General features: G+C 75.3%; 15 protein-coding genes. 8 read left to right on the top strand and 7 right to left on the bottom strand.

Going from position 1 to position 20,643, the window contains the following annotated elements:
* The 4 genes from H2O74_RS02700 to H2O74_RS02685 all read left to right on the top strand — a co-directional run bounded on the left by H2O74_RS02700 (position 1) and on the right by H2O74_RS02685 (position 4,329).
* Positions 1 to 1,146, top strand: a complete 1,146-nt coding sequence (locus H2O74_RS02700; protein ID WP_182113011.1) for a DUF4190 domain-containing protein — start codon at positions 1 to 3, stop codon at positions 1,144 to 1,146.
* 37 nt (positions 1,147 to 1,183) lie between these two features.
* Positions 1,184 to 1,918, top strand: a complete 735-nt coding sequence (locus tag H2O74_RS02695; protein WP_182113010.1) for a maleylpyruvate isomerase N-terminal domain-containing protein — start codon at positions 1,184 to 1,186, stop codon at positions 1,916 to 1,918.
* A 477-nt stretch (positions 1,919 to 2,395) separates the two neighbouring features.
* Positions 2,396 to 3,367: a zinc-binding dehydrogenase gene (locus H2O74_RS02690; RefSeq protein WP_182113009.1), complete on the top strand. Its 972-nt coding sequence runs from the start codon at positions 2,396 to 2,398 to the stop codon at positions 3,365 to 3,367.
* Positions 3,364 to 4,329 carry an alpha/beta hydrolase gene (locus tag H2O74_RS02685; protein WP_182113008.1) on the top strand — a complete coding sequence of 322 codons (966 nt, stop codon included), beginning with the start codon at positions 3,364 to 3,366 and terminating at the stop codon, positions 4,327 to 4,329. The genes H2O74_RS02690 and H2O74_RS02685 overlap by 4 nt, the downstream gene beginning before the upstream one ends.
* A gap of 15 nt (positions 4,330 to 4,344) precedes the next feature.
* Here the strand turns inward: H2O74_RS02685 and H2O74_RS02680 are convergent, their stop codons facing one another.
* Entirely contained in the window at positions 4,345 to 5,379 is a 1,035-nt protein-coding gene (locus H2O74_RS02680; RefSeq protein ID WP_182113007.1) for a hypothetical protein, read from the bottom strand.
* A 110-nt stretch (positions 5,380 to 5,489) separates the two neighbouring features.
* Entirely contained in the window at positions 5,490 to 8,441 is a 2,952-nt protein-coding gene (locus H2O74_RS02675) for an FAD-binding and (Fe-S)-binding domain-containing protein (protein ID WP_370525803.1), read from the bottom strand.
* A 130-nt stretch (positions 8,442 to 8,571) separates the two neighbouring features.
* Between H2O74_RS02675 and H2O74_RS02670 the strand changes: the two genes are divergently transcribed.
* A complete protein-coding gene (locus tag H2O74_RS02670) occupies positions 8,572 to 9,771 on the top strand; it encodes a zinc-dependent alcohol dehydrogenase (protein WP_182113005.1) in 1,200 nt (399 codons plus the stop codon).
* A 51-nt stretch (positions 9,772 to 9,822) separates the two neighbouring features.
* On the opposite strand, the gene H2O74_RS02665 is transcribed toward H2O74_RS02670, so the two are convergent.
* On the bottom strand, positions 9,823 to 10,260 hold the full coding sequence (locus H2O74_RS02665) for an OsmC family peroxiredoxin (RefSeq protein ID WP_182113004.1): 438 nt from the start codon (positions 10,258 to 10,260) through the stop codon (positions 9,823 to 9,825).
* 20 nt (positions 10,261 to 10,280) lie between these two features.
* Here H2O74_RS02665 and H2O74_RS02660 point away from each other — a divergent pair, with 20 nt between their 5' ends.
* Positions 10,281 to 10,895 carry a protein-L-isoaspartate O-methyltransferase gene (locus tag H2O74_RS02660; RefSeq protein ID WP_182113003.1) on the top strand — a complete coding sequence of 205 codons (615 nt, stop codon included), beginning with the start codon at positions 10,281 to 10,283 and terminating at the stop codon, positions 10,893 to 10,895.
* A 10-nt stretch (positions 10,896 to 10,905) separates the two neighbouring features.
* On the opposite strand, the gene ppdK is transcribed toward H2O74_RS02660, so the two are convergent.
* Positions 10,906 to 13,638, bottom strand: a complete 2,733-nt coding sequence (gene ppdK / locus H2O74_RS02655) for a pyruvate, phosphate dikinase (protein ID WP_220458010.1) — start codon at positions 13,636 to 13,638, stop codon at positions 10,906 to 10,908.
* Positions 13,639 to 13,860: 222 nt separating this feature from the next.
* Between ppdK and H2O74_RS02650 the strand changes: the two genes are divergently transcribed.
* Positions 13,861 to 16,368 carry a sodium-translocating pyrophosphatase gene (locus H2O74_RS02650; protein ID WP_182113001.1) on the top strand — a complete coding sequence of 836 codons (2,508 nt, stop codon included), beginning with the start codon at positions 13,861 to 13,863 and terminating at the stop codon, positions 16,366 to 16,368.
* 1 nt (position 16,369) lies between these two features.
* A complete protein-coding gene (locus H2O74_RS02645; RefSeq protein ID WP_182113000.1) occupies positions 16,370 to 17,461 on the top strand; it encodes a glycosyltransferase in 1,092 nt (363 codons plus the stop codon).
* Here the strand turns inward: H2O74_RS02645 and H2O74_RS02640 are convergent.
* The 3 genes from H2O74_RS02640 to H2O74_RS02630 are packed head-to-tail and all read right to left on the bottom strand — an operon-like array spanning position 17,454 to position 20,558.
* On the bottom strand, positions 17,454 to 18,290 hold the full coding sequence (locus tag H2O74_RS02640) for an SDR family oxidoreductase (protein WP_182112999.1): 837 nt from the start codon (positions 18,288 to 18,290) through the stop codon (positions 17,454 to 17,456). The two genes, H2O74_RS02645 and H2O74_RS02640, sit on opposite strands and share 8 nt — an antisense overlap.
* On the bottom strand, positions 18,283 to 18,870 hold the full coding sequence (locus H2O74_RS02635) for a GNAT family N-acetyltransferase (protein ID WP_182112998.1): 588 nt from the start codon (positions 18,868 to 18,870) through the stop codon (positions 18,283 to 18,285). The genes H2O74_RS02640 and H2O74_RS02635 overlap by 8 nt, the downstream gene beginning before the upstream one ends.
* Positions 18,870 to 20,558 carry a chromosome partitioning protein gene (locus tag H2O74_RS02630; RefSeq protein WP_182112997.1) on the bottom strand — a complete coding sequence of 563 codons (1,689 nt, stop codon included), beginning with the start codon at positions 20,556 to 20,558 and terminating at the stop codon, positions 18,870 to 18,872. Before H2O74_RS02630 ends, H2O74_RS02635 begins: the two co-directional genes overlap by 1 nt.
* Positions 20,559 to 20,643 lie beyond the last annotated feature (85 nt).

The raw sequence follows: 20,643 nt of genomic DNA, 5'->3' as shown, positions 1-20,643 counted from the left end.
GTGCCCGCTGCCCCGCCCCTGCCCCCGTCGCGGTACCGCGACACCGATCCCCTGGCCGTCTGGGGCTTCGTCACCGCACTGCTGCTCTGGCCCGCGGGCCTCGTGCTGTCCTACGTCGCGCTGCGGCGCATCCGGCGCAGCGGCGACGGCGGCTGGGGGCTCGCCCTGGCCGGGGCGGCGATCTCCACCGTGCTCGCCGTCCTCTCGGCGATCGGTGCCGTGCTCTACCTCGCGGGCTCCGGCCCGCCCGGGCAGTGGCAGCGCGACGCCGCCGCCCGCGGGGACGCCGCCACGGTCCGCTCCGTCACCCAGGACGTCGCATCGGATCTGACCGGCCTCCGCGAGGACGACGGCGCCTGGCCGGCGAACCTGCGCGAGGTCGCGCAGGAGATCGGGCTCGACGACGACGGCGCCGTGCGCGACGTCCACGTCGAGGCCTACCTCGACGGCGACGCGCTGTGCGTCGAGGGGACGCTGGAGACGGGCTCCGGTGCGGTGCTGGCGTCCTACGCCGACGGGGAGCACCGCGCCGACGTCGGCTGCGCGGACCGCGGCTACCCGGTCACGCTGCACACCGCTGCCTACCGCGCCGAGGCCGCGGGCGAGGATGCGGCCCACGAGGCGGCGCTGACCGAGAGCCGCGAGCGCGGCGAGGCGGCTGCGGCGGAGTCGTCCGTCGGCCCACCCAAGGACCTCGGGCTGCTCGGCACCCCGACCGTGGACCTCGAGGCGTGCGCCGTGCTGACCGGCAACCTCGCGCACCTCGACGACCCGGCCGTCAGGGCGGCCGTCGGCGAGCTGTTCGCGGCCGAGGTCGAGGGTCAGGGCGATCTCGACATGGACAACGCCGCGTACAGCCTCTCGGAGCGGACCGCCGAGGCGGACGACCCCAGCAGCATGTACTGGCTGGGCGTGCTGCGCGCCCGGCACAGCTGCTGGCACGGCGGGTACGCCGGCCCCGGTGACCCGCCCGTCTTCCCGACGAGCTGGACGATCCCCGTCACCCAGGAGGAGGTCGACGCCGACCGCGCCCTGCGCGACGCGATCGCGGCCGGCACCGCCGACCCGGCCGCCGTGGCGCAGGACCGGGCCGAGGCCAACCAGGAGCAGGCGGAGATCGACGCGATCCTCGCCGGGTACCGCTGACCCGACAGCCGGCGCGGCGCTCCCTAGCATGGTGAGCATGGGAGCCCCAGTGGACGCCACCGAGCTGACCGCGATCGACGACACGCTGCGCCGGCAGTGGCTGCGCCTGCGCACCTGGATCAGCGGGCTGGACGACGACGCGCTGCACCGCGCGAGCGTGCTCGACGGCTGGACGGTCGAGCACCTCGTGGCGCACCTGGGCAGGAGTCTCGACGCCCTCGCCGCGGTGCAGCCCGCCGCGGCGGGGCCTCGCCCGCTGAGCCTCGGGGAGTACCTCGCGACCTACACCGCGGCGGGCGCGGACATCGACCGCATCACCCGCGAGCTCGCCGCGGCGATCGCCCCCGACCGTGCCGGGCGCCTCGACGCGATGGCCGCGACCGCGTTCGCCCAGGTGACGCAGCTGCGCACGGCGGCCCCCGACGTCGTCGTGCAGGCTCGCCGCGGCGCGATCCACCTCTCCGACTTCCTGCTGTCCCGGCTCCTCGAGCTCGTCGTGCACGGTGACGACCTGGCGCGCTCGCTGGACCGCACGAGCACGGGCGAGGAAGGGCCGGTGGACCCCGCCGCCCTGCGGCTCGTCGCCGACTCGCTGCTGGAGGTCGTCGTCGACCGCGGCGGCTGGGACCTCGAGGTGGTCGACCCGCTGGCGTGGACGCGACTGGCCTGCGGCCGCGTGCCCCACGACGCGGACGGCGTCGCCCGGGCCCTGAGCGCCCACCACACGTCCGACTCCGTCCCCGACCTGGGCCGCACCCTCCCCCTCCTCTGACCCACCCGCCCCGCCGCCCCCGCCCCGCCGCGACCGCCGCCCTCCGCCCCACCTAAACGCCCCGCCCGCCGAACACGTCCGTTCCCACCCACAACGTCCTCCACAACGGTCGTGCTCGAACGGAACGGACGTACTGAGCGGCGTCGGGGCGTCCGGCGTCGGCGGCTGTCCGACGTCGACATCCCGCCGGCCCTCACCGCCGCGACCGCCGCCCTCCGCCCCACCTACCCGCCCCGCCCGCCGAACACGTCCGTTCCCACCGACGACGTCCTCTGCAAGCGGACGTGCTCGAACGGAACGGACGTGCTGAGCGGCGTCGGGGCGTCCGACGTCGCCGTCGGACCTGCCGCGGGGGATGGGGCGCGGCGGAGTGGCGCGGCGGCCTGGCGGCCTGGCGGAGTGGCGTAGGGCCGGTGGCGGATGGCGCGGGCTTCGTGTCCCGGGCGGGGTCGGGGGGCGGGCACGTAGGTTTGGGGTGTGCTCGCCGCCTACGCCGCCCGGACCGATCCCGACGACCCGCTCGCCTGCCTCGAGCTCGGGGAGCGCCCCGACGCCGCGCCGCCGGAGGGGCGGCCGGACTGGTCGGTCGTCGACGTGCGGGCCGCCAGCCTCAACCACCACGACCTGTGGTCGCTCCGGGGCGTCGGGTTGCCCCAGGACCGCCTGCCGATGGTCCTGGGCACCGACGGCGCCGGCACCACTGCCGACGGGACCGAGGTCGTCATCCACTCCGTCATCGGGGAGACCGGCCACGGCGTGGGGCCGACGGAGCGCCGCACGCTGCTCTCCGAGGCCTACCCGGGCACGCTCGCGGAGCGCGTCGCGGTGCCGACGTGGAACCTGGTGCCCAAGCCGGCCGAGCTGTCGTTCGAGGAGGTGGCCTGCCTGCCCACCGCCTGGCTGACCGCCTACCGGATGCTCTTCGTCGCCGCCGGTGCGCGCCCGGGCGACCGCGTGCTCGTGCAGGGCGCGGGCGGCGGGGTCGCCACGGCCGCCGTCGTGCTGGGCTCGGCGGCGGGCGTCGAGGTGGTCGTCACCAGCCGCGACGAGGGCAAGCGCGAGCGCGCGCTGGGCCTCGGCGCGTCGCTCGCGCTCGAGAGCGGCGCCCGCCTGCCCTTCCGGGTCGACGCCGTCCTGGAGACGGTCGGCGCCGCGACGTGGGCGCACTCGATCCGCTCGCTGCGCCCGGGCGGCACCGTCGTGGTGGCCGGTGCGACCAGCGGCGACCAGCCCGGCGCCGAGCTGACCCGGGTGTTCTTCACCGAGCTCCGCGTCGTCGGCGTGACCATGGGCGCGAAGGTCGACCTCGAGGCGCTCCTGCGCTTCCTGGCTCGCACCGGGGTCCGCCCCGTGGTCGACTCGACGTACCAGCTCGACCGGGTGCACGACGCGTTCGCGCGCCTCGCCTCCGGAGAGCACTTCGGGAAGGTCGTGGTCACGCCCGCATGAGCACCTGGGTCACCGATGTCCTCGGGGCGGACTACCAGGCCCTGACGCTGCCGCTCGCCGACGACGACGAGGGCGAGGTCGTCGCGACCCTGGTCCGGTACCGGCCGCAGGCCGCCGCGGACGTCCGCCCGGCGCGGGCCGTGCTGTACGTGCACGGGTGGAACGACTACTTCTTCCAGACCGGGCTCGCCGAGTTCTGGCACGCGGAGGGCGCGGCGTTCTACGCGCTCGACCTGCGCAAGTACGGGCGCAGCCTGCGCCCGCACCAGACGCCGAACTACGTCGACGACCTGGCGACGTACGACGAGGAGCTGGACGCCGCGATCCGGCAGATCCACGCGGACCTCGGCCGCCGTGCCCGGATCATGTTCATGGGCCACTCCACCGGCGGCCTCGTGGGCTCGCTGTGGGCGCGGCGCCGGCCCGGTCTGGTCACGGGGCTCGTCCTCAACAGCCCCTGGCTGGAGCTGCTCGGGGCCTCGTTGGCGCGCAACCTCAGCATGCCGCTGATCCTGCCCATCGCCCGGCAGCGGCCCAAGACGCCGCTGGGCGTGATCGACCCCGGGTTCTACGCCCGCTCCCTGCTGCGGGAGCAGGGCGGCGAGTGGGAGTACGACACGACGTGGCGACCCACGCCCTACCACCCGGTGCGCGCCGGCTGGGTCCAGGCGGTGCTCAGCGGGCACGCCCAGGTCCAGCGCGGCCTGAACCTGACCGTGCCGGTCTTCGTGGGCCTCTCCGCCCGGAGCCTGGTGCTCCCCCGGTGGCGCGAGGAGATGCGCGAGGCCGACACCGTGCTCGACGTCGACCTGACCGCGCGGCGCGCCGTGATGCTCGGCCCGGTCGTCACCGTGGTCCGCGTCCGCGGCGGCCTGCACGACCTCACGCTGTCCCGGCTCCCGGCCCGCACCCTCTTCTACGAGGAGCTCCGGCGCTGGACGTCGGCCTACGGCTGGATGTGAGCGCGCCGGCCCCCGTCAGCCCGAGGCGCGCTCGAGCGCGTCCGCCAGCGACGGGCCGTCCGGCCGCTCGACGTGCCACACCCGCCAGCCGTCCGTGGCCGCGTCGCCCGTGAGCGCTGCCGCCGCCTCGTCGGGCGAGCGGAGACGGGTGCCGTCGGGCAGCTCGATCCAGCCGTCGGCGTGCAGGAGCGCCTCGTGGTACCCGCCGTCCTCACGCTGCCACACCAGCGCCGCCGGGGCGCCCAGGTGCGTGGCCACGCGGATGAGACGACCGTCGGGTCCCGGGGGCGGCGCGTCGGGGGCCGGTGCCGCGGGCGGCGGCGCCTCGGGCGGCGGGTCGGCCGCGGCCGCCGACGGCGCCGTGCGGACGGCGAACGGGGGCGGCGTCACACCCGGCATCCGCCGCTGCGGGTCCGCGAAGGGCCACGTGCCGCCCGACGGCCGGCGCGGCGCCCGACGCGCGGGCTCCATGGCGCGCCGCGGCGGCGGCACGCGCGTGAGCGGCGCGACGCCGACGATGCGCGCGCCGTCGGCGCCGGGCACGACGCCGACCGTGAGCACGTCGACCCGCCAGCCCGGCTGGAGCAGGAACTCGACGACGTCCTCCATCCCGGGGGCGATCGCCGAGCACACGAGGAGCAGGCGCGCCCCGCTGCGGACCGACGTGGGCAGGAGCGTCGTCGCGGGCACCGTCTCTCGGAAGGCCTCGAGATGCGCCGCGAAGCGCCCGGGGCCGCCGGGGTAGGCACGCGCCAGGTCCTGCGCGCTCATGCTCGCGGCCCGCCCCGCGTGCCGCAGCGCCTTCACGACGGCGGCCTCGTCCAGCACGGCGCAGATCTCGACGACCACGGGCTGCCCCGAGGCGTCGACCGCCAGGAGGTACGGCTCGTCGGCGGCGCCCTCGCGCAGGCGCAGGGGCAGCAGCTGCTCGCCGAGCAGCGTGTCCAGGTGGTCGGCCACGAGCCCCGGCGTCGGCAGCCCGCCGCCCTCGGGCGACAGGGGGTGGACCGCGACGGACCTCGTGCTCTCGACCTCGAACATGGGGGGCATGGCACTTCCCGACTGCGCTCGCGCGCCTCGACCGCCCGCAGCCTACGGTCTGCGGTGGTCTGTCCGGAATGCCCCGGCGGGAATCGACCCGTTCGGTCCAGCGGCGGGACTCACCCCTGGGCGCGCTCGCGGGCGTCGATCCGGTCGGAGAGCAGCTGGGCGAGGTGCCTCATCGACGCTCCGGCGAGGTCCTGTGCCTGGGTCCGGCAGGAGAACCCGTCGGCCAGCAGCACCGTGCCGGGGGCCGCGTCGCGCAGCGCCGGCAGCAGGGCGTGCTCGGCGACGGCGACCGAGACCTCGTAGTGCCCGTGCTCCATGCCGAAGTTCCCGGCGAGACCGCAGCACCCCGCGAGCGTGGTCACCTCCGCGCCGGCCGCGCGGAGCAGCGCCCGGTCGGCGTCGTACCCCATGACCGAGTGGTGGTGGCAGTGCGGCTGCGCGACGACGGTGACGCCCTCCAGGCTCGGCGGCTCCCACCCGTCGGGGCCCAGCGGGGCCGGGGCGGTGAGCAGCTCGGCGAGCGTGCGCGTGGCGTGGGCGACGGCGACGGCGCGCGGGTCGTCCGGCAGCAGGTCGAGCAGGTCGGAACGCAGCACGGCGGTGCAGGACGGCTCGACCCCCACGATCGGGATGCCGTTGACGGCGTACGGTCCGAGCACGCCCAGCAGGTCGGAGAGCCGTGCCCGGGCGCCGTCGAGCTGGCCCGTGCTGATCCAGGTCAGCCCGCAGCACGCGTCCTGCTCCGGGACGATCACCTCGTAGCCGGCGTCCCGCAGCACCCGGACCATCGCGCGGGGCACGTCGGGGTCGAAGCCGTCGCTGAAGGAGTCGGTCCACAGCACGACGCGGCGCGCCGGGTCCGTGGAGCCGAGGCTCGACGCCGCGCCCACCGTCGCCTCGCCCACACCGTCGGTGGGGTGCACGGCGCCGGCCTGCCCGGACCACCAGCGGCGGAACGACGTGGGCGCGAACGCCGGGATCGAGCGGCGCGCGTCCATGCCGCCGACGCGCAGGACGAGACGCGCGAGCGGGCGCACACCGAGGACGGCGTTCGCGACGCCCGCGAGCCCCAGTCGGTCGACGAGCCGGCTCCAGCGCGGCAGCCAGCCGAGCGCGTAGTGGGTGCGGGGCCGCAGCCGGCGGCGGTACGTCCGGTGCAGCACCTCGGCCTTGTACTGGGCCATGTCGACCCCGGCCGGGCAGTCGCTCGAGCACGCCTTGCAGCTCAGGCACAGGTCCAGCACCTCGTGGACCTCGGCGGAGCGGGCGCCGTGCGTCACCAGCGTCCCGTTGGCCATCTCCTGCAGCACGCGCGCCCGGCCGCGGGTCGAGTCCTTCTCGTCGCGCGTCGCGAGGTAGGAGGGGCACATGAAGCCGCCCGACGCCCCGGAGTCGGCCCGGCACTTGCCGACGCCGACGCAGCGGTGGACGGCCGTCGTCAGGTCGCCGCCGTCGTGGGGGAAGGCGAAGCCGCCGGAGCGCGCGATCGGCAGCGCGTGCGGGCGGCGCAGGTCCGCGTCGAGCGGGCGCGGGTCGACCAGGACGCCCGGGTTGAGCACGTCCGCCGGGTCGAACAGCTCCTTGACCGCGCCGAACAGCCCGATCGCACGCTCGGAGTAGATCAGCGGCAGCAGCTCGGAGCGGGCACGCCCGTCCCCGTGCTCGCCGGACAGCGAGCCGCCGTGCGCGGCGACGAGGTGAGCCGCCTCGGTCATGAAGGCGCGGAAGCCCGGGACGTCGACCGACCGCTCGAGCGGGATGCCGAGCCGCACGTGGATGCAGCCGTCGCCGAAGTGCCCGTACGGCAGGCCCTCGACGCCGTGGGCGGCCATGAGCGCGTCGAACTCGCGCAGGTAGGCACCGAGCCGCTCGGGCGGGACCGCCGCGTCCTCCCACCCCGGCCACGCCTGGGCGCCGTCGGGCGTGCGGCCGGCCAGCCCGGCGCCGTCGGCGCGGATCTGCCACATCGCCGACGCCTCCGCGCCCGGCGGGATGACGCGCGCGGCGCTCGTGCCGGCGTCCGCGGCCATCGCACGGGCGCGCTCGAGCGCCTCCTCGCGCGTGGCGCCGCCCATCTCGACCATGAGCCAGCCGGCGCCCGGCGGGAGCGCGGGCACGTGCGCCTCGCCGCGGTGGCGGCGGACGACGTCGACCAGGCGCGCGTCGAGTCCCTCGACCGCGAGCGGCGAGTGCGCGAGCAGGGCGGGCACGGCGTCGGCCGCCGACGGCATGTCCGGGTAGCCGAGCACGACCAGCACCGCGGCGTCCGCGACGGGGACCAGGCTCACGGTGGCACCGAGCACCGTGACGAGGGTGCCCTCGGTGCCGACGAGCATCTTCGCGAGGTCCGTGCCGTGCTCGGGGAGCAGGTGCTCGAGCGAGTAGCCGGACACCTGCCGGCCGAAGCGCCCGAGCTCCGTGCGCACGGTGCCGAGGTTCGTCGTCACGAGGTCCGCGAGGCCGGGCACGGCGTCGAGCGCCCCCGCCCCCCGGCCGGCGGTGAAGCGGCGCCCGCGCCCGTCGACGACGTCCAGGCTCACGACGTTGTCCGCCGTCCGCCCGTAGGCGACGGCGTGCGGGCCGCACGCGTTGTTGCCGATCATGCCGCCGAGGGTCGCCCGGTTCTGCGTGGAGGGGTCCGGGCCGAAGCGCAGCCCGTGCGGCCTGGCCGCCGCCTGCAGGCTGCTCATCACGACGCCCGGCTGCACGACCGCGGTGCGCGCGTGCGGGTCGATCTCGCCGATCGCCGTGAGGTGGCGCGACGTGTCGACGACGATCCCCGTGCCGACCGCGTTGCCGGCCACCGAGGTGCCGCCGCCGCGCACCGTCAGCGGCGTGCCCGTGCGGCGCGCGACATCGGCGACGGCGACCAGGTCGTCGACGTCCCGCGGGAAGACGACGACCTGCGGCACGACGCGGTAGTTCGAGGCGTCGGTGCTGTACTCCGCGCGGCGGCGCGTCGAGTCGTCGACGGCGCTCCGGCCCGCGCGGCCGAGCGCGGCGCGCAGCTCGTGCAGCACGTCCGCGGTCGAGGCGGCGGGCGCGTCCGGGGTCGTGGTCACCACAGTCCGATCCTCCCACCACACCGGGGCCGGGGTGCCCGCCGTCCGACGTGCGGCCCGCGGCCGCGCGGGAGAGCCTGAGGCCCAGCCCCGGCCGGCCGTCGGGGCGACGTCGACCCATGGAGGACGCATGCGCGCAGTGACCTGGCAGGGCACGGAGAAGGTCGGGGTCGAGTCGGTCCCCGACCCGACGATCCAGGAGCCCACGGACGCCGTCGTCCGGGTCACGTCGACGGCCATCTGCGGCTCCGACCTGCACCTGTACTCGACGCTGGGGATGTTCATCGACCGCGGGGACGTGCTCGGCCACGAGGCCATGGGCATCGTCGAGGCGGTCGGGCCCGGCGCCGCCTCGCACCTGAAGGTCGGCGACCGCGTGGTCGTGCCCTTCGTCATCGCGTGCGGCGCGTGCCACAACTGCCGGCGCGGCCTGACGACGCAGTGCGAGACGACCCAGGTGCACGAGCACCACAAGGGCGCGCAGCTGTTCGGCTACACCAAGCTCTACGGGCAGGTGCCGGGCGGCCAGGCGCAGTACCTGCGGGTCCCCCAGGCGCACTACGGGCCGATCGTGGTGCCCGACGACGGCGCGCCGGACGAGAAGTACCTCTACCTCTCGGACGTCCTGCCCACGGCCTGGCAGGGCGTCGAGTACGCGAACGTGCCGGCCGGCGGGACCGTCGTGGTCCTGGGCCTGGGACCGATCGGCCAGATGGCCGCGCGCGTCGCCGCCTACCGCGGGGCCGGGCGCGTGATCGCCGTCGACCTCGTCACCGAGCGCCTGGAGATGGCGCGCCGGCACGGCATCGAGGTGCTGGACCTGCGCGACCACGACGACCTGCCGGCGTCGATCCGGGACCTGACCGACGGCCGCGGTCCGGACAGCGTCATCGACGCCGTCGGCATGGAGGCGCACGGCTCGCCCGTGGCGGAGGCGACCCACAAGGTCGCCGCGTTCCTGCCGGACGCCGTCGCCCGCAAGGTCATGGACGTGGGCGGGCTCGACCGGCTGGCCGCGCTGCACACGGCGATCTCCGTCGTCGGCCGCGGCGGCACGATCTCGCTCTCGGGCGTCTACGGCGGGGCCGCGGACCCGATGCCGATGATGGAGCTCTTCGACAAGCAGGTCACCGTCCGGATGGGCCAGGCCAACGTCCAGCACTGGGTGCCCGAGCTGCTGCCGCTCGTGCAGCGCGACGACGACCCGCTGGGCGTCCTGGACCTGCGCACGCACCGGGTCTCGCTCGAGCAGGCGCCGGCCTTCTACGAGACCTTCCAGAAGAAGCAGGACGGCTGCATCAAGGTCGTCCTCGACCCGCAGCTGCCCTGACCCGGACGCACGGGGAGCCGGCGCCCGGCGCGGGCTCCCCGTGCGGTTCGGTCAGGCGAGCGAGGCCTCGAGCGAGATCGTCGTGCCGGTGAGGGCCTTGCTCACCGGGCACGTGTCCTTGGCGTCCTGGGCGGCCTTGTCGAAGCCGGCCTCGTCGAGGCCGTCGACCTCGCCGCGGACGGTGAGCTTGATGCCGCTGATCTGGAAGCCGCCGGCCGGGTCCGGCCGCAGCTCGACGTCGGCGCTGACCTCGAGCGCCTGCACCGTGCCGCCGGCCTGACCCACGAGCGCGGAGAGCTGCATCGCGTAGCACGACGAGTGCGCCGCGGCGATGAGCTCCTCGGGGCTGGTGGTGCCGTCGGCGTCGTCCGCGGCACGCTTGGGGAACGACACGTCGAACGTTGCGACCTTCGAGCTCGAGAGCTCGACCTGGCCGCTCCCGTCCTCGAGCGAGCCGTTCCAGGCGGTACGTGCGGTACGGGTGGGCATGGAGACCTCCGGGAAGGGTGATGGACGGGACCTCACGACGCTATCCGGACGAGCGCGGCGCGGCACGGCGGGACCGGGTCGCGGCGGCCATGGCGGCGCACGGGCGCCGCGGCTTCCTGCGCCGGCACGAGGCCCGTCGCGCCGACGTCGACCAGCCGCTGCCGATCGGGCACGGCCAGACCAGCTCCCAGCCCAGCACCGTCGCCCGGATGCTGCGCGCGCTCGAGGTGCCCGTGGGGGCGCGCGTGCTCGACGTCGGCGCCGGGTCCGGCTGGACGACGGCGCTGCTCGCGCACCTCGTGGGGCCCGGCGGCGTCGTGGTGGGCGTGGAGCTGGAGCCCGACCTCGTGGCGTGGGGCGGTGCGAACCTCGCGGCGACCGGCCAGCCGTGGGCGCGCGTCGTGGCGGCCCGCCCGGGCGTGCTCGGGCTGCCCGACGAGGGACCGTGGGACCGCGTGCTCGTCAGCGCCGAGGCACGCGAGCTCCCGGCGGCGCTGGTCGGCCAGCTCGCCGCCGGCGGGATCATGGTGATCCCGGTCGCCGGCGAGCTGCTCACGGTCGCGCGCCGGGGGCCCGCGCCGTCGGACGTGACCGTCCGCAGCGAGGGCCCCCACCGCTTCGTCCCCCTGCGCTGAGCGCCCCCCGTCAGCGGGTGTCGCTCGACGGGTCCGTGACCGTCGCGCGGCCCGCCTCGAGCCGTGCGACCGGGACGCGGAACGGGCTGCACGAGACGTAGTCGAGGCCGACGTCGTGGAAGAACCGCACCGACTCCGGGTCGCCGCCGTGCTCGCCGCACACGCCGAGCCCGAGGTCCGGACGCGCGGCCCGGCCCTCCTCGACCGCGATCCGCACCAGCCGCCCGACGCCGCTCGCGTCGAGCGTCTCGAACGGCGACACGCTGAGCACGCCGCGCTCGGTGTACTCGGCGAAGAACGCGCCCTCGACGTCGTCGCGCGAGAAGCCCCACGTCGTCTGCGTGAGGTCGTTGGTGCCGAACGAGAAGAACTCCGCGACGCCCGCCATCCGCTCGGCGGTCAGGGCGGCGCGGGGCAGCTCGATCATCGCGCCGATCGGGATGCGCAGCTCGACCCCCTCCTGCACCGCCACCTCGGCGAGGATGCGCTCGGCCTCGTCCCGCACCAGGTGCAGCTCCATCACGGACGCCGCGAGCGGCACCATGATCTCCGCGTGCGGCTGCCCGCCGGCCCGCAGCCGCTCGGCCACCGCCTCGGCCACCGCCCGGATCTGCAGCGCGAACAGGCCCGGGACGACGATCCCGAGCCGCACGCCGCGCAGGCCCAGCATCGGGTTGGCCTCGTGCATGCGCCGGACGGCGCCCAGCAGCACCCGGTCGCGCTCGAGCTCCGCGGCATCGACGTCGTCCCCGCGCTCCTGGCGCTCGGTCGCGACGGCGACCCGCACCGACAGCTCGGTGAGGTCCGGCAGGAACTCGTGCAGCGGCGGGTCGATGAGGCGGATCGTCGTCGGGAGACCGTCCATCTCGGCGAGGATCTGCACGAAGTCGCTGCGCTGCAGCGGCAGGAGCGCGTCGAGCGCGGCCTGGCGGTCGGCGTCGTCCGCCGCGAGCACGAGGCGCTCGATGAGCACCCGCCGCTCGCCGAGGAACATGTGCTCCGTCCGGCAGAGGCCGATGCCCTGCGCACCCCACGTGCGGGCCCGGCGCGCGTCGTCTGGCGTGTCCGCGTTGGCGTGCACGCGCAGGCGCCGCACGACGTCGGCGTGCGTGAGCACGCGGTGCACCGCCTCCACGAGCTCGGCCGTGTCGTCGTCCTGGGCTTCCGCGAGCGCGGCGTCCAGCCCTTCCTCGAGGTAACGGACCACGGGCGACGGGACCACGGGCACGGCACCGAGGAAGATCTCGCCGCTCGAGCCGTCGATCGCGATGACGTCGCCCTCGTTCACGACCCGGTCACCCACGGTGAACCGCCGCCCGACGACGTCGACGTCCAGCCGCTCGGCGCCGACCACGCAGGTCGTGCCCATGCCGCGCGCGACGACCGCCGCGTGCGACGTCTTGCCACCGCGCGAGGTCAGCACGCCCACCGCGGCGATCATGCCGCCGAGGTCGTCCGGGTTGGTCTCGCGCCGCACCAGCACGACGTCCTCGCCGGCGGCACGCCGCTCGACCGCCGTCGCGGAGTCGAACACGGCCCGCCCGACGGCGGCGCCCGGCGAGGCCGCCATGCCCGTCGCCAGGAGGTCGCGCTCGGCGGCCGCGTCGAACTGGGGGAACATCAGCTTGCTCAGCTGGGCGCCGGTGACCCGCTCGAGCGCCTCGTCGAGCGTGATGAGGTGCTCGTCCACCAGCTGGGTCGCGATCCGGAACGCCGCCGCCGCCGTCCGCTTGCCGACGCGGGTCTGCAGCATCCAGAGCCGGCCGCGCTCGATCGTGAACTCGATGTCGCACAGGTCCCGGTAGTGGGTCTCGAGCGAGCGCATGGCCTGCCGCAGCTCGGCGTACGAGGCCGCGTCGAGCCTCTCCAGGTCGGCCAGCGTGAGCGTGTTCCGGATGCCCGCCACGACGTCCTCGCCCTGCGCGTTGGGCAGGTAGTCGCCGTACACGCCCGGCTTGCCGGTCGCGGGGTCGCGCGTGAAGCACACGCCGGTGCCCGAGTCGGCGCCGAGGTTGCCGAACACCATGCTCACGACGTTGACGGCCGTGCCGAGGTCGTTCGGGATCCGCTCGCGGCGGCGGTAGAGGCGCGCCCGCTCGGTGTCCCACGAGCCGAAGACGGCGGTGATGGCCAGGTCGAGCTGCTCGCGCGGGTGCTGGGGGAACTCCCGCCCGGACTCGCGGCGCACGATGGCCTTGAACTCGTCGACGAGCTCCTCGAGGTCGGACGCGGGCAGGTCCGTGTCCGCCGTGACCCCGCGGGCCGCCTTCTTCGCGTCGAGCGCGGCGGCGAACAGGTCACCGTCGATGTCGAGCACCGTCTTGCCGAACATCTGGATGAGCCGGCGGTAGGAGTCCCACGCGAAGCGGTCGTCGCCGGAGAACTTGATCAGCCCCTGCACCGACGCGTCGTTCAGGCCGATGTTCAGGACCGTCTCCATCATCCCGGGCATCGAGAACTTGGCGCCCGAGCGGACGGAGACCAGCAGCGGGTCGTGGAAGTCGCCCAGCGAGCGGCCCAGCGCGTCCTCGAGGCGGCGCAGCGCCATGGTCACCTCGACGCGCAGCTCGGCCGGCAGCTCGCCCGTCTCGCGGAACCGCCGGCACGCCTCGGTCGTGATGGTGAAGCCCGGTGGCACCGGCAGGCCCAGGCGGGTCATCTCGGCGAGGTTCGCCCCCTTCCCGCCGAGCAGGTCCTTCTGGTCCTTGCTGCCCTCGCTGAAGTCGTACACGTACTTCGCCACGGCCCTGCGCCTCCTCGCGCGCGGACACCCGCCCCGTTGCGTGCGTCGCCTCGTCCCAGGGTGCGCCTCGGGGGACGGATAGCAAAAGGACCTTCGGCCCTGCGTCGGAGGTCCCATCCCGGCGCGGGAGGCCGGCCCTAGCGTGGGCTTCGCGCGACATCAGGCGGGTGTGGCCGGGACCCACGTCGACCCGCCGTAGTCGGTTCGTCGAGAGGTACGGCGATGGTGCACACACTCGCTCGGTCCCTGGTCCTCGCCGGAGAGCACTCCGGTGGCGAGGTCAACCTCGTGCTCCCCGACCTCAGCGTCGCGAGCGGGCTCGGCGTGAGCGGCCGCGTCCTGCTGCTCGCGGGCCTGGTCGTCTGCGGGCTGGGCCTGGCGTTCGGGGCGACGGCGTACCTGCAGCTGCGCCGGCTCGCGGTCCACCCCGCGATGCGCGAGGTGTCCGAGCTCATCTACTCCACGTGCCGGGCCTACCTGCTCAAGCAGGGCCGGTTCCTGCTCGTGCTGTGGGGCTTCATCGCCGCGGTGATCGTCGTGTACTACGGCGTGCTGGTCGGGCTGCCGGCCGGCCGCGTCGGCATCGTCATCGCCTTCAGCCTCATCGGCATGGCCGGGTCCTACGCGGTCGCGTGGTTCGGCATCCGCGTGAACACGCTCGCCAACTCGCGGACCGCGTTCGCGGCGCTCGCCGGGCGCCCGCTCCCCCTGCACCGCATCCCGCTGCGGTCGGGCATGTCGATCGGCATGGTGCTCATCAGCCTCGAGCTGTTCATCATGCTCGTGATCCTGCTCTTCCTGCCCGCGGACCTCGCCGGCGCCTGCTTCATCGGCTTCGCGATCGGCGAGTCGCTGGGCGCCGCGGCGCTGCGCATCGCGGGCGGCATCTTCACCAAGATCGCCGACATCGGCTCCGACCTCATGAAGATCGCGTTCAAGATCAAGGAGGACGACGCCCGCAACCCGGGCGTGATCGCCGACTGCACGGGCGACAACGCCGGCGACTCGGTGGGCCCGAGCGCCGACGGCTTCGAGACCTACGGCGTCACCGGGGTCGCGCTCATCACGTTCGTGCTCCTCGCCGTCGGCGACCCGGTCGCCCAGGCGACGCTCCTGGTGTGGGTCTTCGTGCTGCGCGCCGTCATGGTGGTCGCCTCGGGTGTCTCCTACCTCCTCAACGACGCGTGGGCACGCGCCCGCTGGGCCGACGCGACGCGGATGGACTTCGAGCGCCCGCTCACGACGCTCGTCTGGCTCACCTCGGGCCTGTGCATCGCCGCGACGTACGGCACGACGCGGCTGCTGCTCGGCCCGGGCAGCGAGCTCGGCGCGGCCGACGCCGACCTGTGGTGGCGGCTCGCGACGATCGTCTCGCTCGGGACGATCGCCGGGGCGCTGATCCCCGAGCTCGTCAAGGCCTTCACGTCGACGAGCAGCCGGCACGTGCGCGAGGTGGTCAAGAGCTCGCGCGAGGGCGGGGCGTCGCTCAACATCCTGTCCGGGCTGGTGGCGGGCAACTTCTCGGCCTTCTGGCTCGGCATGGCCGTCGTCGGCCTCATGGGGGGCGCGGCGCTGCTGAGCACCCAGGGGCTGGACGAGATCATGATCGCCCCCGCGGTCTTCGCGTTCGGGCTCGTGGCGTTCGGCTTCCTCGGGATGGGCCCGGTGACGATCGCCGTCGACTCCTACGGCCCGGTCACCGACAACGCGCAGAGCGTCTACGAGCTGTCGATGATCGAGGAGGTCGACCCGTCGGGCAGCGAGTCGCAGGCGCTGCTCGGGGTCCCGGTCCAGTGGGACCGCGCCAAGCACATGCTCGAGGAGAACGACGGGGCCGGGAACACCTTCAAGGCGACGGCCAAGCCGGTCCTCATCGGCACCGCCGTCGTGGGCGCCACGACCATGATCTTCTCCATCATCATGACGCTCACGGACGGCCTGACGATCGGCCTGGAGAACCTCTCGCTGCTGCACGCGCCCTTCCTGCTCGGCCTGATCACGGGCGGCGCGATCATCTACTGGTTCACCGGCGCGTCGATCCAGGCGGTCACGACGGGCGCCTACCGCGCGGTCGAGTTCATCCGGACCACGATCAAGCTCGACGGTGCGACGCGCGCCAGCGAGGCCGACTCCCGGCGCGTGGTCGAGATCTGCACGCAGTACGCGCAGCAGGGCATGCTCACGATGTTCCTGGGCCTGTTCTTCGCGACGCTGTCGTTCGCGTTCGTCGAGCCGTACTTCTTCATCGGCTACCTCATCTCGATCGCCGTCTTCGGCCTCTACCAGGCGATCTTCATGGCGAACGCCGGGGGCGCGTGGGACAACGCGAAGAAGATCGTCGAGGTGGACCTGCACGCCAAGGGCACGGCGCTGCACGACGCCACGATCGTGGGCGACACGGTCGGCGACCCGTACAAGGACACGTCGTCGGTCGCGCTCAACCCGGTCATCAAGTTCACGACGCTCTTCGGCCTACTGGCCGTCGAGCTGGCCGTCAGCCTCGAGGCGCAGGGCCGGCACACGCTGGTCCTGGTCCTGGCCGGGGTGTTCTTCCTGGCCACGGCGTTCTTCGTGCACCGGTCCTTCTACGGCATGCGGATCCGCACGCCGCTGGAGGACGACCGCGACCGCCTGCCGGAGGCACCCCCCGCGCCCGACGCGGTGCACGAGGGCGCGCAGGAGCCGGCCGAGACGCAGCCGTCACCGACGCTGGTCCGGAACGGCGAGTGAGGTGCGCGTCGCCGTCCGGTGGTCCGATGCGCTGATCGGCGGCGACGGTCACGTGTGGGGGCACGACGCGGGCTCCACGCTCCTGCGCCGCCTCCTGCGCGTCTTCCCCGACGCGCAGGTGGTGGCGGCGGGGCACGGGCGGCTCGGGCACGGCGTGGGGTTCGACGTCGTGCCGCTCGAGCTGGTGGACGGCGACCGGACGGTCCTCATCTCGATGGACGTGCTGGACTCGCCGTCCGTGTGGCGCACGATGCGCGCGACGAGCCGGCACCCCCGCCTCGTCAACTTCGTGTGGTGGAGCCCGTCGGAGCACGTGGAGGCGGTGGACCGGGCCTCCCTGGCGCTCTCGTGCGCGCTGTTCCCCACGTTCGCGAACTCGCAGCGGACGGCCGACGAGGTCCGCGCCGCCGTGCGCGAGTGGACGGTGCCCGCGCTCGCCGACGGCGCACGTCTGGCGTGGGCGGACCTGGGCATCCGGCTCGCGCACCTGCAGCCCCGGCACGAGCCCGAGGTCCCCGTCGTGCTCTACCCCGCCATCCACCTGGCGCCGCGCAAGCGTCCGGACCTGTTCGTCGCCGTCGTCGAGCGCGTGGCGCGGCGCACGCCGGTCCGCGTCGAGGCCCGGCTCGAGGAGCAGCACCTGGTCGGGGAGGCGGCGCTGCGGCTCGCGCGCCGGGAGTGGGCGTGGGTCGGCCCGCTCACGCCGACCCGTGAGGGGTACTGGCGAGCCCTGGCGGGCACGACGGCGTTCCTCGCCACGGCCGAGGAGGAGTCCTACGGGCTCGCGTACGTCGAGGCGCTGGTCGCGGGCGCCGTCGGCGTGCTGCCGGACCTGCCGTGGGCACGCGCGATCCTGCCGCCCGGCTACCCGTTCCTGTACCGGGACGCGGCGCAGGCCGAGGCGATGCTCCTGCGCGCCGTCACCGACACCGCCGGGTGCCGCCGTGCGCTCGACGCCGCCGCGGAGGGCAGCTTCGCGCAGTGGCTGGGCCGCCGGCACGACGACGACCGCTTCGAGCACGCGATCGCGGCCAGCGTCGCGCAGTGGTCGGCGCCCGCGCCGCCGGCGCGCGGCGGCGGGCGGCTCAGCTGAGCAGCGGGTCCGTGGGGCCGTAGGGCGGCACCTGGATGCGGCGGGCGTCCGCGGCGACGACGTCGTCGGCGTGCGCCGCCAGCGAGGCGGGCGTGTCGACGCCGGCGCGGAAGAACCGACCCGACAGGGCGTCGAGGTCACCGTCCGCGATCGCGACCAGGAGGTCGAGCGACGCCTCGACGGGCGTCCACTCGGTGCGCCCCTCCCACGTCGGCATGCTCGCGGTCATGTCGGTCGCCACCACCCCGGGCGCCAGGTCGAACGCCCGCAGCCCGGCGTCGCGGTACTGGGAGTCGAGCACGCTCGTGAAGCGGGCCACCGCGGCCTTGCTGATCCCGTAGCCCGTGTACGCGGGCGACGGCCGGTACGCCGAGCCCGAGTTGATCGTGACGACCCGGCCCGTGCCGCGCGCGAGCATGCCCGGCAGCAGCGCGTGGGTGACCAGGAGCGGGCCGCGCACGTTGGTCTCGACGACGCGCCAGACGTCGGCGGGGTCGTCCTGGTCGAACGGCACCTCGCGGCGCTCGATGACGCCGGCGTTGTTGACCAGGAGCCCGACGCCGCCGTGCGGCGCGAGCGCCTCCTCGGCGCGGTCCGCGGCCGCGCGGACCGCGTCCGGGTCCGTCACGTCGACCGGTACGACGGCGGCCGCCCCGCCCCCGTGACCGGCGATCTCGGCCGCCACCGCCTCGAGGTGCGCGGGCGTCCGGCCCAGCAGGGCCACCTGGAAGCCGCGCCGCGCGAGCCCGACGGCGAGGCCGCGGCCGATCCCGCGACCCGCCCCGGTCACGACGGCCGTGCGGGGCGCGGGGGTGGTGCGGTCAGCCATGGGTCCTCCCGGGACTCGGTGTCGTCAGCGGCTTGGCCATGCCGAGCAGGGTGAGGTCCGGCCGCCGCGGGACGCCGAAGCGCTCGTCGCCGTAGGGGAACGGGTGGCGGACGCCCGTGAGCACGAAGCCGCGGCGCTCGTACCAGGCCAGCAGCTCGGGCCGGTGCTCGAGCACGGTGAGCTCCAGGACCTCGCGGCCCCACGCGCGCGCCTGGTCCTCGGCGGCGGCGAGCAGGCGGCGGCCGACCCCGCGGCCCTGCCGCATCGGGCGCACCGCGAACATGCCGAGGTAGGCGGTGCCGGGCCGGCGCTCGACGTGGCAGCAGGCCAGGAGACCGTCCTCGTCCTCGAGGACCAGGACGGCGCCGTCGTCGTCGGCGACGAGTCGGCGCACCATCTCGGCGTCCACCCGCTGCCCGCCGACGAGGTGGCTCTCGGTGGTCCAGCCCAGGCGGCTCTCGTCCGACCGGTACGCGGAGTGCACCAGCGCGACCACGGCCTCGGCGTCGGCGAGGCGCGCCGCCCGCGGCGCGGTGACGCCGCCCGAGGGCGCGCCCGCCAGGGCCGCGTCGTCGCCCATCACAGCCCTTCGGCGACCGCCGCGGTCACGTGCAGCCACGCGTCGCGCGTCTGCTGGGAGAGGGCGTCGTAGTCGATCGGCCGTCCGGTCACCAGGGACGCGTCGTAGGGCACCTCGAGCACCACCCGCGTGAGGCGGCCGAAGTGCTGGTGGAGGCGGTCGGCGAGGGCGTCGTCGCGCTGCGCGGCGGGTGCGGAGAGCACGGTGACGGCGCGGCGCACGAGGTCCTCGTGCCCGGTCGCGCGCAGGGCGTCGACGGCCCAGGCCGCCGACTGCGCGGTGTCCTCGCGGACGGTCGAGACGATGACCACCTGGTCCGCCGCCTCGATCGCCGCCTGCCAGTTCGACGCCCGCATGTTGTTGCCCGTGTCCACCACCATCACCCGGTAGAACCGGGACAGCGTGCGGTGCAGCGAGCGGAAGGCGAAGGCGTCGATCGACGCGGCGGAGGCGGCGTCCTCGTCGGACGCGAGCACGTCGAACTGCGCCGAGCCCTGCGCGCGCACGTACGTGTCGAGGTCGCCCACGCGCGCCGACCCCGCGTCCTCGAAGCGGTGCAGGTCCTGGAGCAGGTCCACGGCCGTGCGGTGGTGCTGGGACTGCTGCGAGCGCCAGCCCAGCGTGCCGCGCGTCTCGTTGTTGTCCCACGCGAGGGTGTAGCCGCCGCGGTGCACCCCGAACGTCGAGGCCAGCATCATCGTGGCCGTCGTCTTGTGGGCGCCGCCCTTGGGGTTGATCACGACGACGGTCTTGGGGCCGTCGAAGGTCCGCTGCACCGCCGCCACGGCCGCGCGGCGTGCCCGCTCTGCGGGCCCCGGACCCGGAGCGACGAGCCCACCGGTCAGCCGGCGGACCGTGGCCTGCCAGCCCTGCTCGGCCGGTCCGGCGGCGGGCGCGGGCCGGGCGGCCAGCAGGTCGGTCAGCGTGGGCAGCCGGCCGTCGTCGGGCAGCGGCCCGGCGGGGGCGGGCCCCTGGGCGGGCGGCGCGGCGCCCGGGCCCGCGACGGCGGGCGGCGCGGGCACCGAGAGCGGGAGCGCGGCGGGCACGCGCGTGATCGGCGGCGGCGGGGGCGGGCCGGGCGTGGCGGCGGCCGGGACGTCACCGGCGGCGCGCGTGGGGCTCGCGTCGACGGGGGGTGCGGCGGGCGCCGGCGGGTTGACCGGGGCGAACGGTGTGGGGGCGGTGGTCTCGTCCACGGGGCTCCATCGCACGTCGTCGATCTCGGGCTCGGGCGGCAGCCGGCGGGGCGCCTCGTGGCGCAGCGACCAGCCGACGGCAAGGTCCCAGGCGTCGGGCTCGGGCTCGCCGGGCGGGGCGGTCCCGGCGTCCGGGGTGGCGGCGGGCGGGTCGTCCGTCGCCGTCACGGGCGCCGCGGCGGGCGCCGTGACGTCGGCACCGTCGCGGCCGGTCTCACGTCGCTGCGCCTCGCGCTCGTGCTCCGCCTCGAGCAGCCAGAGCGGCAGCTCCACGGTCACGTCGTCGTCGGGTGCGACCGGCGACCACTGCACGGGAGTCGGCGGCACGGGCGTCGGCGGCGCGTCGTTCGGCGGCGCGTCGTCCGACGGCGTGGGCGCCGGGCTCGACACGGACGGGAGGGCCGGTGGCTCGGTCGCGCCCTCGGCCGCCGCGGCCCGGCTGCGCTCGATTGCCCGGAGCTCACGGCGGGTCAGGGGTCGCCCGCTGTCCATCCGGTCCACCTCCGTCCACGCCCGAGCCGCCACGATTCGCCCCGGCGCGGGGCGTCGACGCGCGGCCGTGCGGCACCGCGCGCGG

This window comes from Actinotalea sp. JY-7876 (assembly GCF_014042015.1).
GTDB lineage: Bacteria > Actinomycetota > Actinomycetes > Actinomycetales > Cellulomonadaceae > Actinotalea.
Note: the sequence above shows the minus strand (reverse complement) of the source record. Positions and strands in the feature narration are given on the sequence as shown.

What these genes read in the sequence shown, in the direction of transcription:
- H2O74_RS02695 (WP_182113010.1), top strand. Translation starts at nt 1,184, where the DNA reads ATGGGAGCCCCAGTGGACGCCACCGAGCTGACCGCGATCGACGACACG.
- H2O74_RS02685 (WP_182113008.1), top strand. Translation starts at nt 3,364, where the DNA reads ATGAGCACCTGGGTCACCGATGTCCTCGGGGCGGACTACCAGGCCCTG.
- H2O74_RS02680 (WP_182113007.1), bottom strand. Translation starts at nt 5,379, where the DNA reads ATGCCCCCCATGTTCGAGGTCGAGAGCACGAGGTCCGTCGCGGTCCAC.
- H2O74_RS02670 (WP_182113005.1), top strand. Translation starts at nt 8,572, where the DNA reads ATGCGCGCAGTGACCTGGCAGGGCACGGAGAAGGTCGGGGTCGAGTCG.
- H2O74_RS02665 (WP_182113004.1), bottom strand. Translation starts at nt 10,260, where the DNA reads ATGCCCACCCGTACCGCACGTACCGCCTGGAACGGCTCGCTCGAGGAC.
- H2O74_RS02660 (WP_182113003.1), top strand. Translation starts at nt 10,281, where the DNA reads ATGGACGGGACCTCACGACGCTATCCGGACGAGCGCGGCGCGGCACGG.
- H2O74_RS02650 (WP_182113001.1), top strand. Translation starts at nt 13,861, where the DNA reads ATGGTGCACACACTCGCTCGGTCCCTGGTCCTCGCCGGAGAGCACTCC.
- H2O74_RS02640 (WP_182112999.1), bottom strand. Translation starts at nt 18,290, where the DNA reads ATGGCTGACCGCACCACCCCCGCGCCCCGCACGGCCGTCGTGACCGGG.
- H2O74_RS02635 (WP_182112998.1), bottom strand. Translation starts at nt 18,870, where the DNA reads ATGGGCGACGACGCGGCCCTGGCGGGCGCGCCCTCGGGCGGCGTCACC.
- H2O74_RS02630 (WP_182112997.1), bottom strand. Translation starts at nt 20,558, where the DNA reads ATGGACAGCGGGCGACCCCTGACCCGCCGTGAGCTCCGGGCAATCGAG.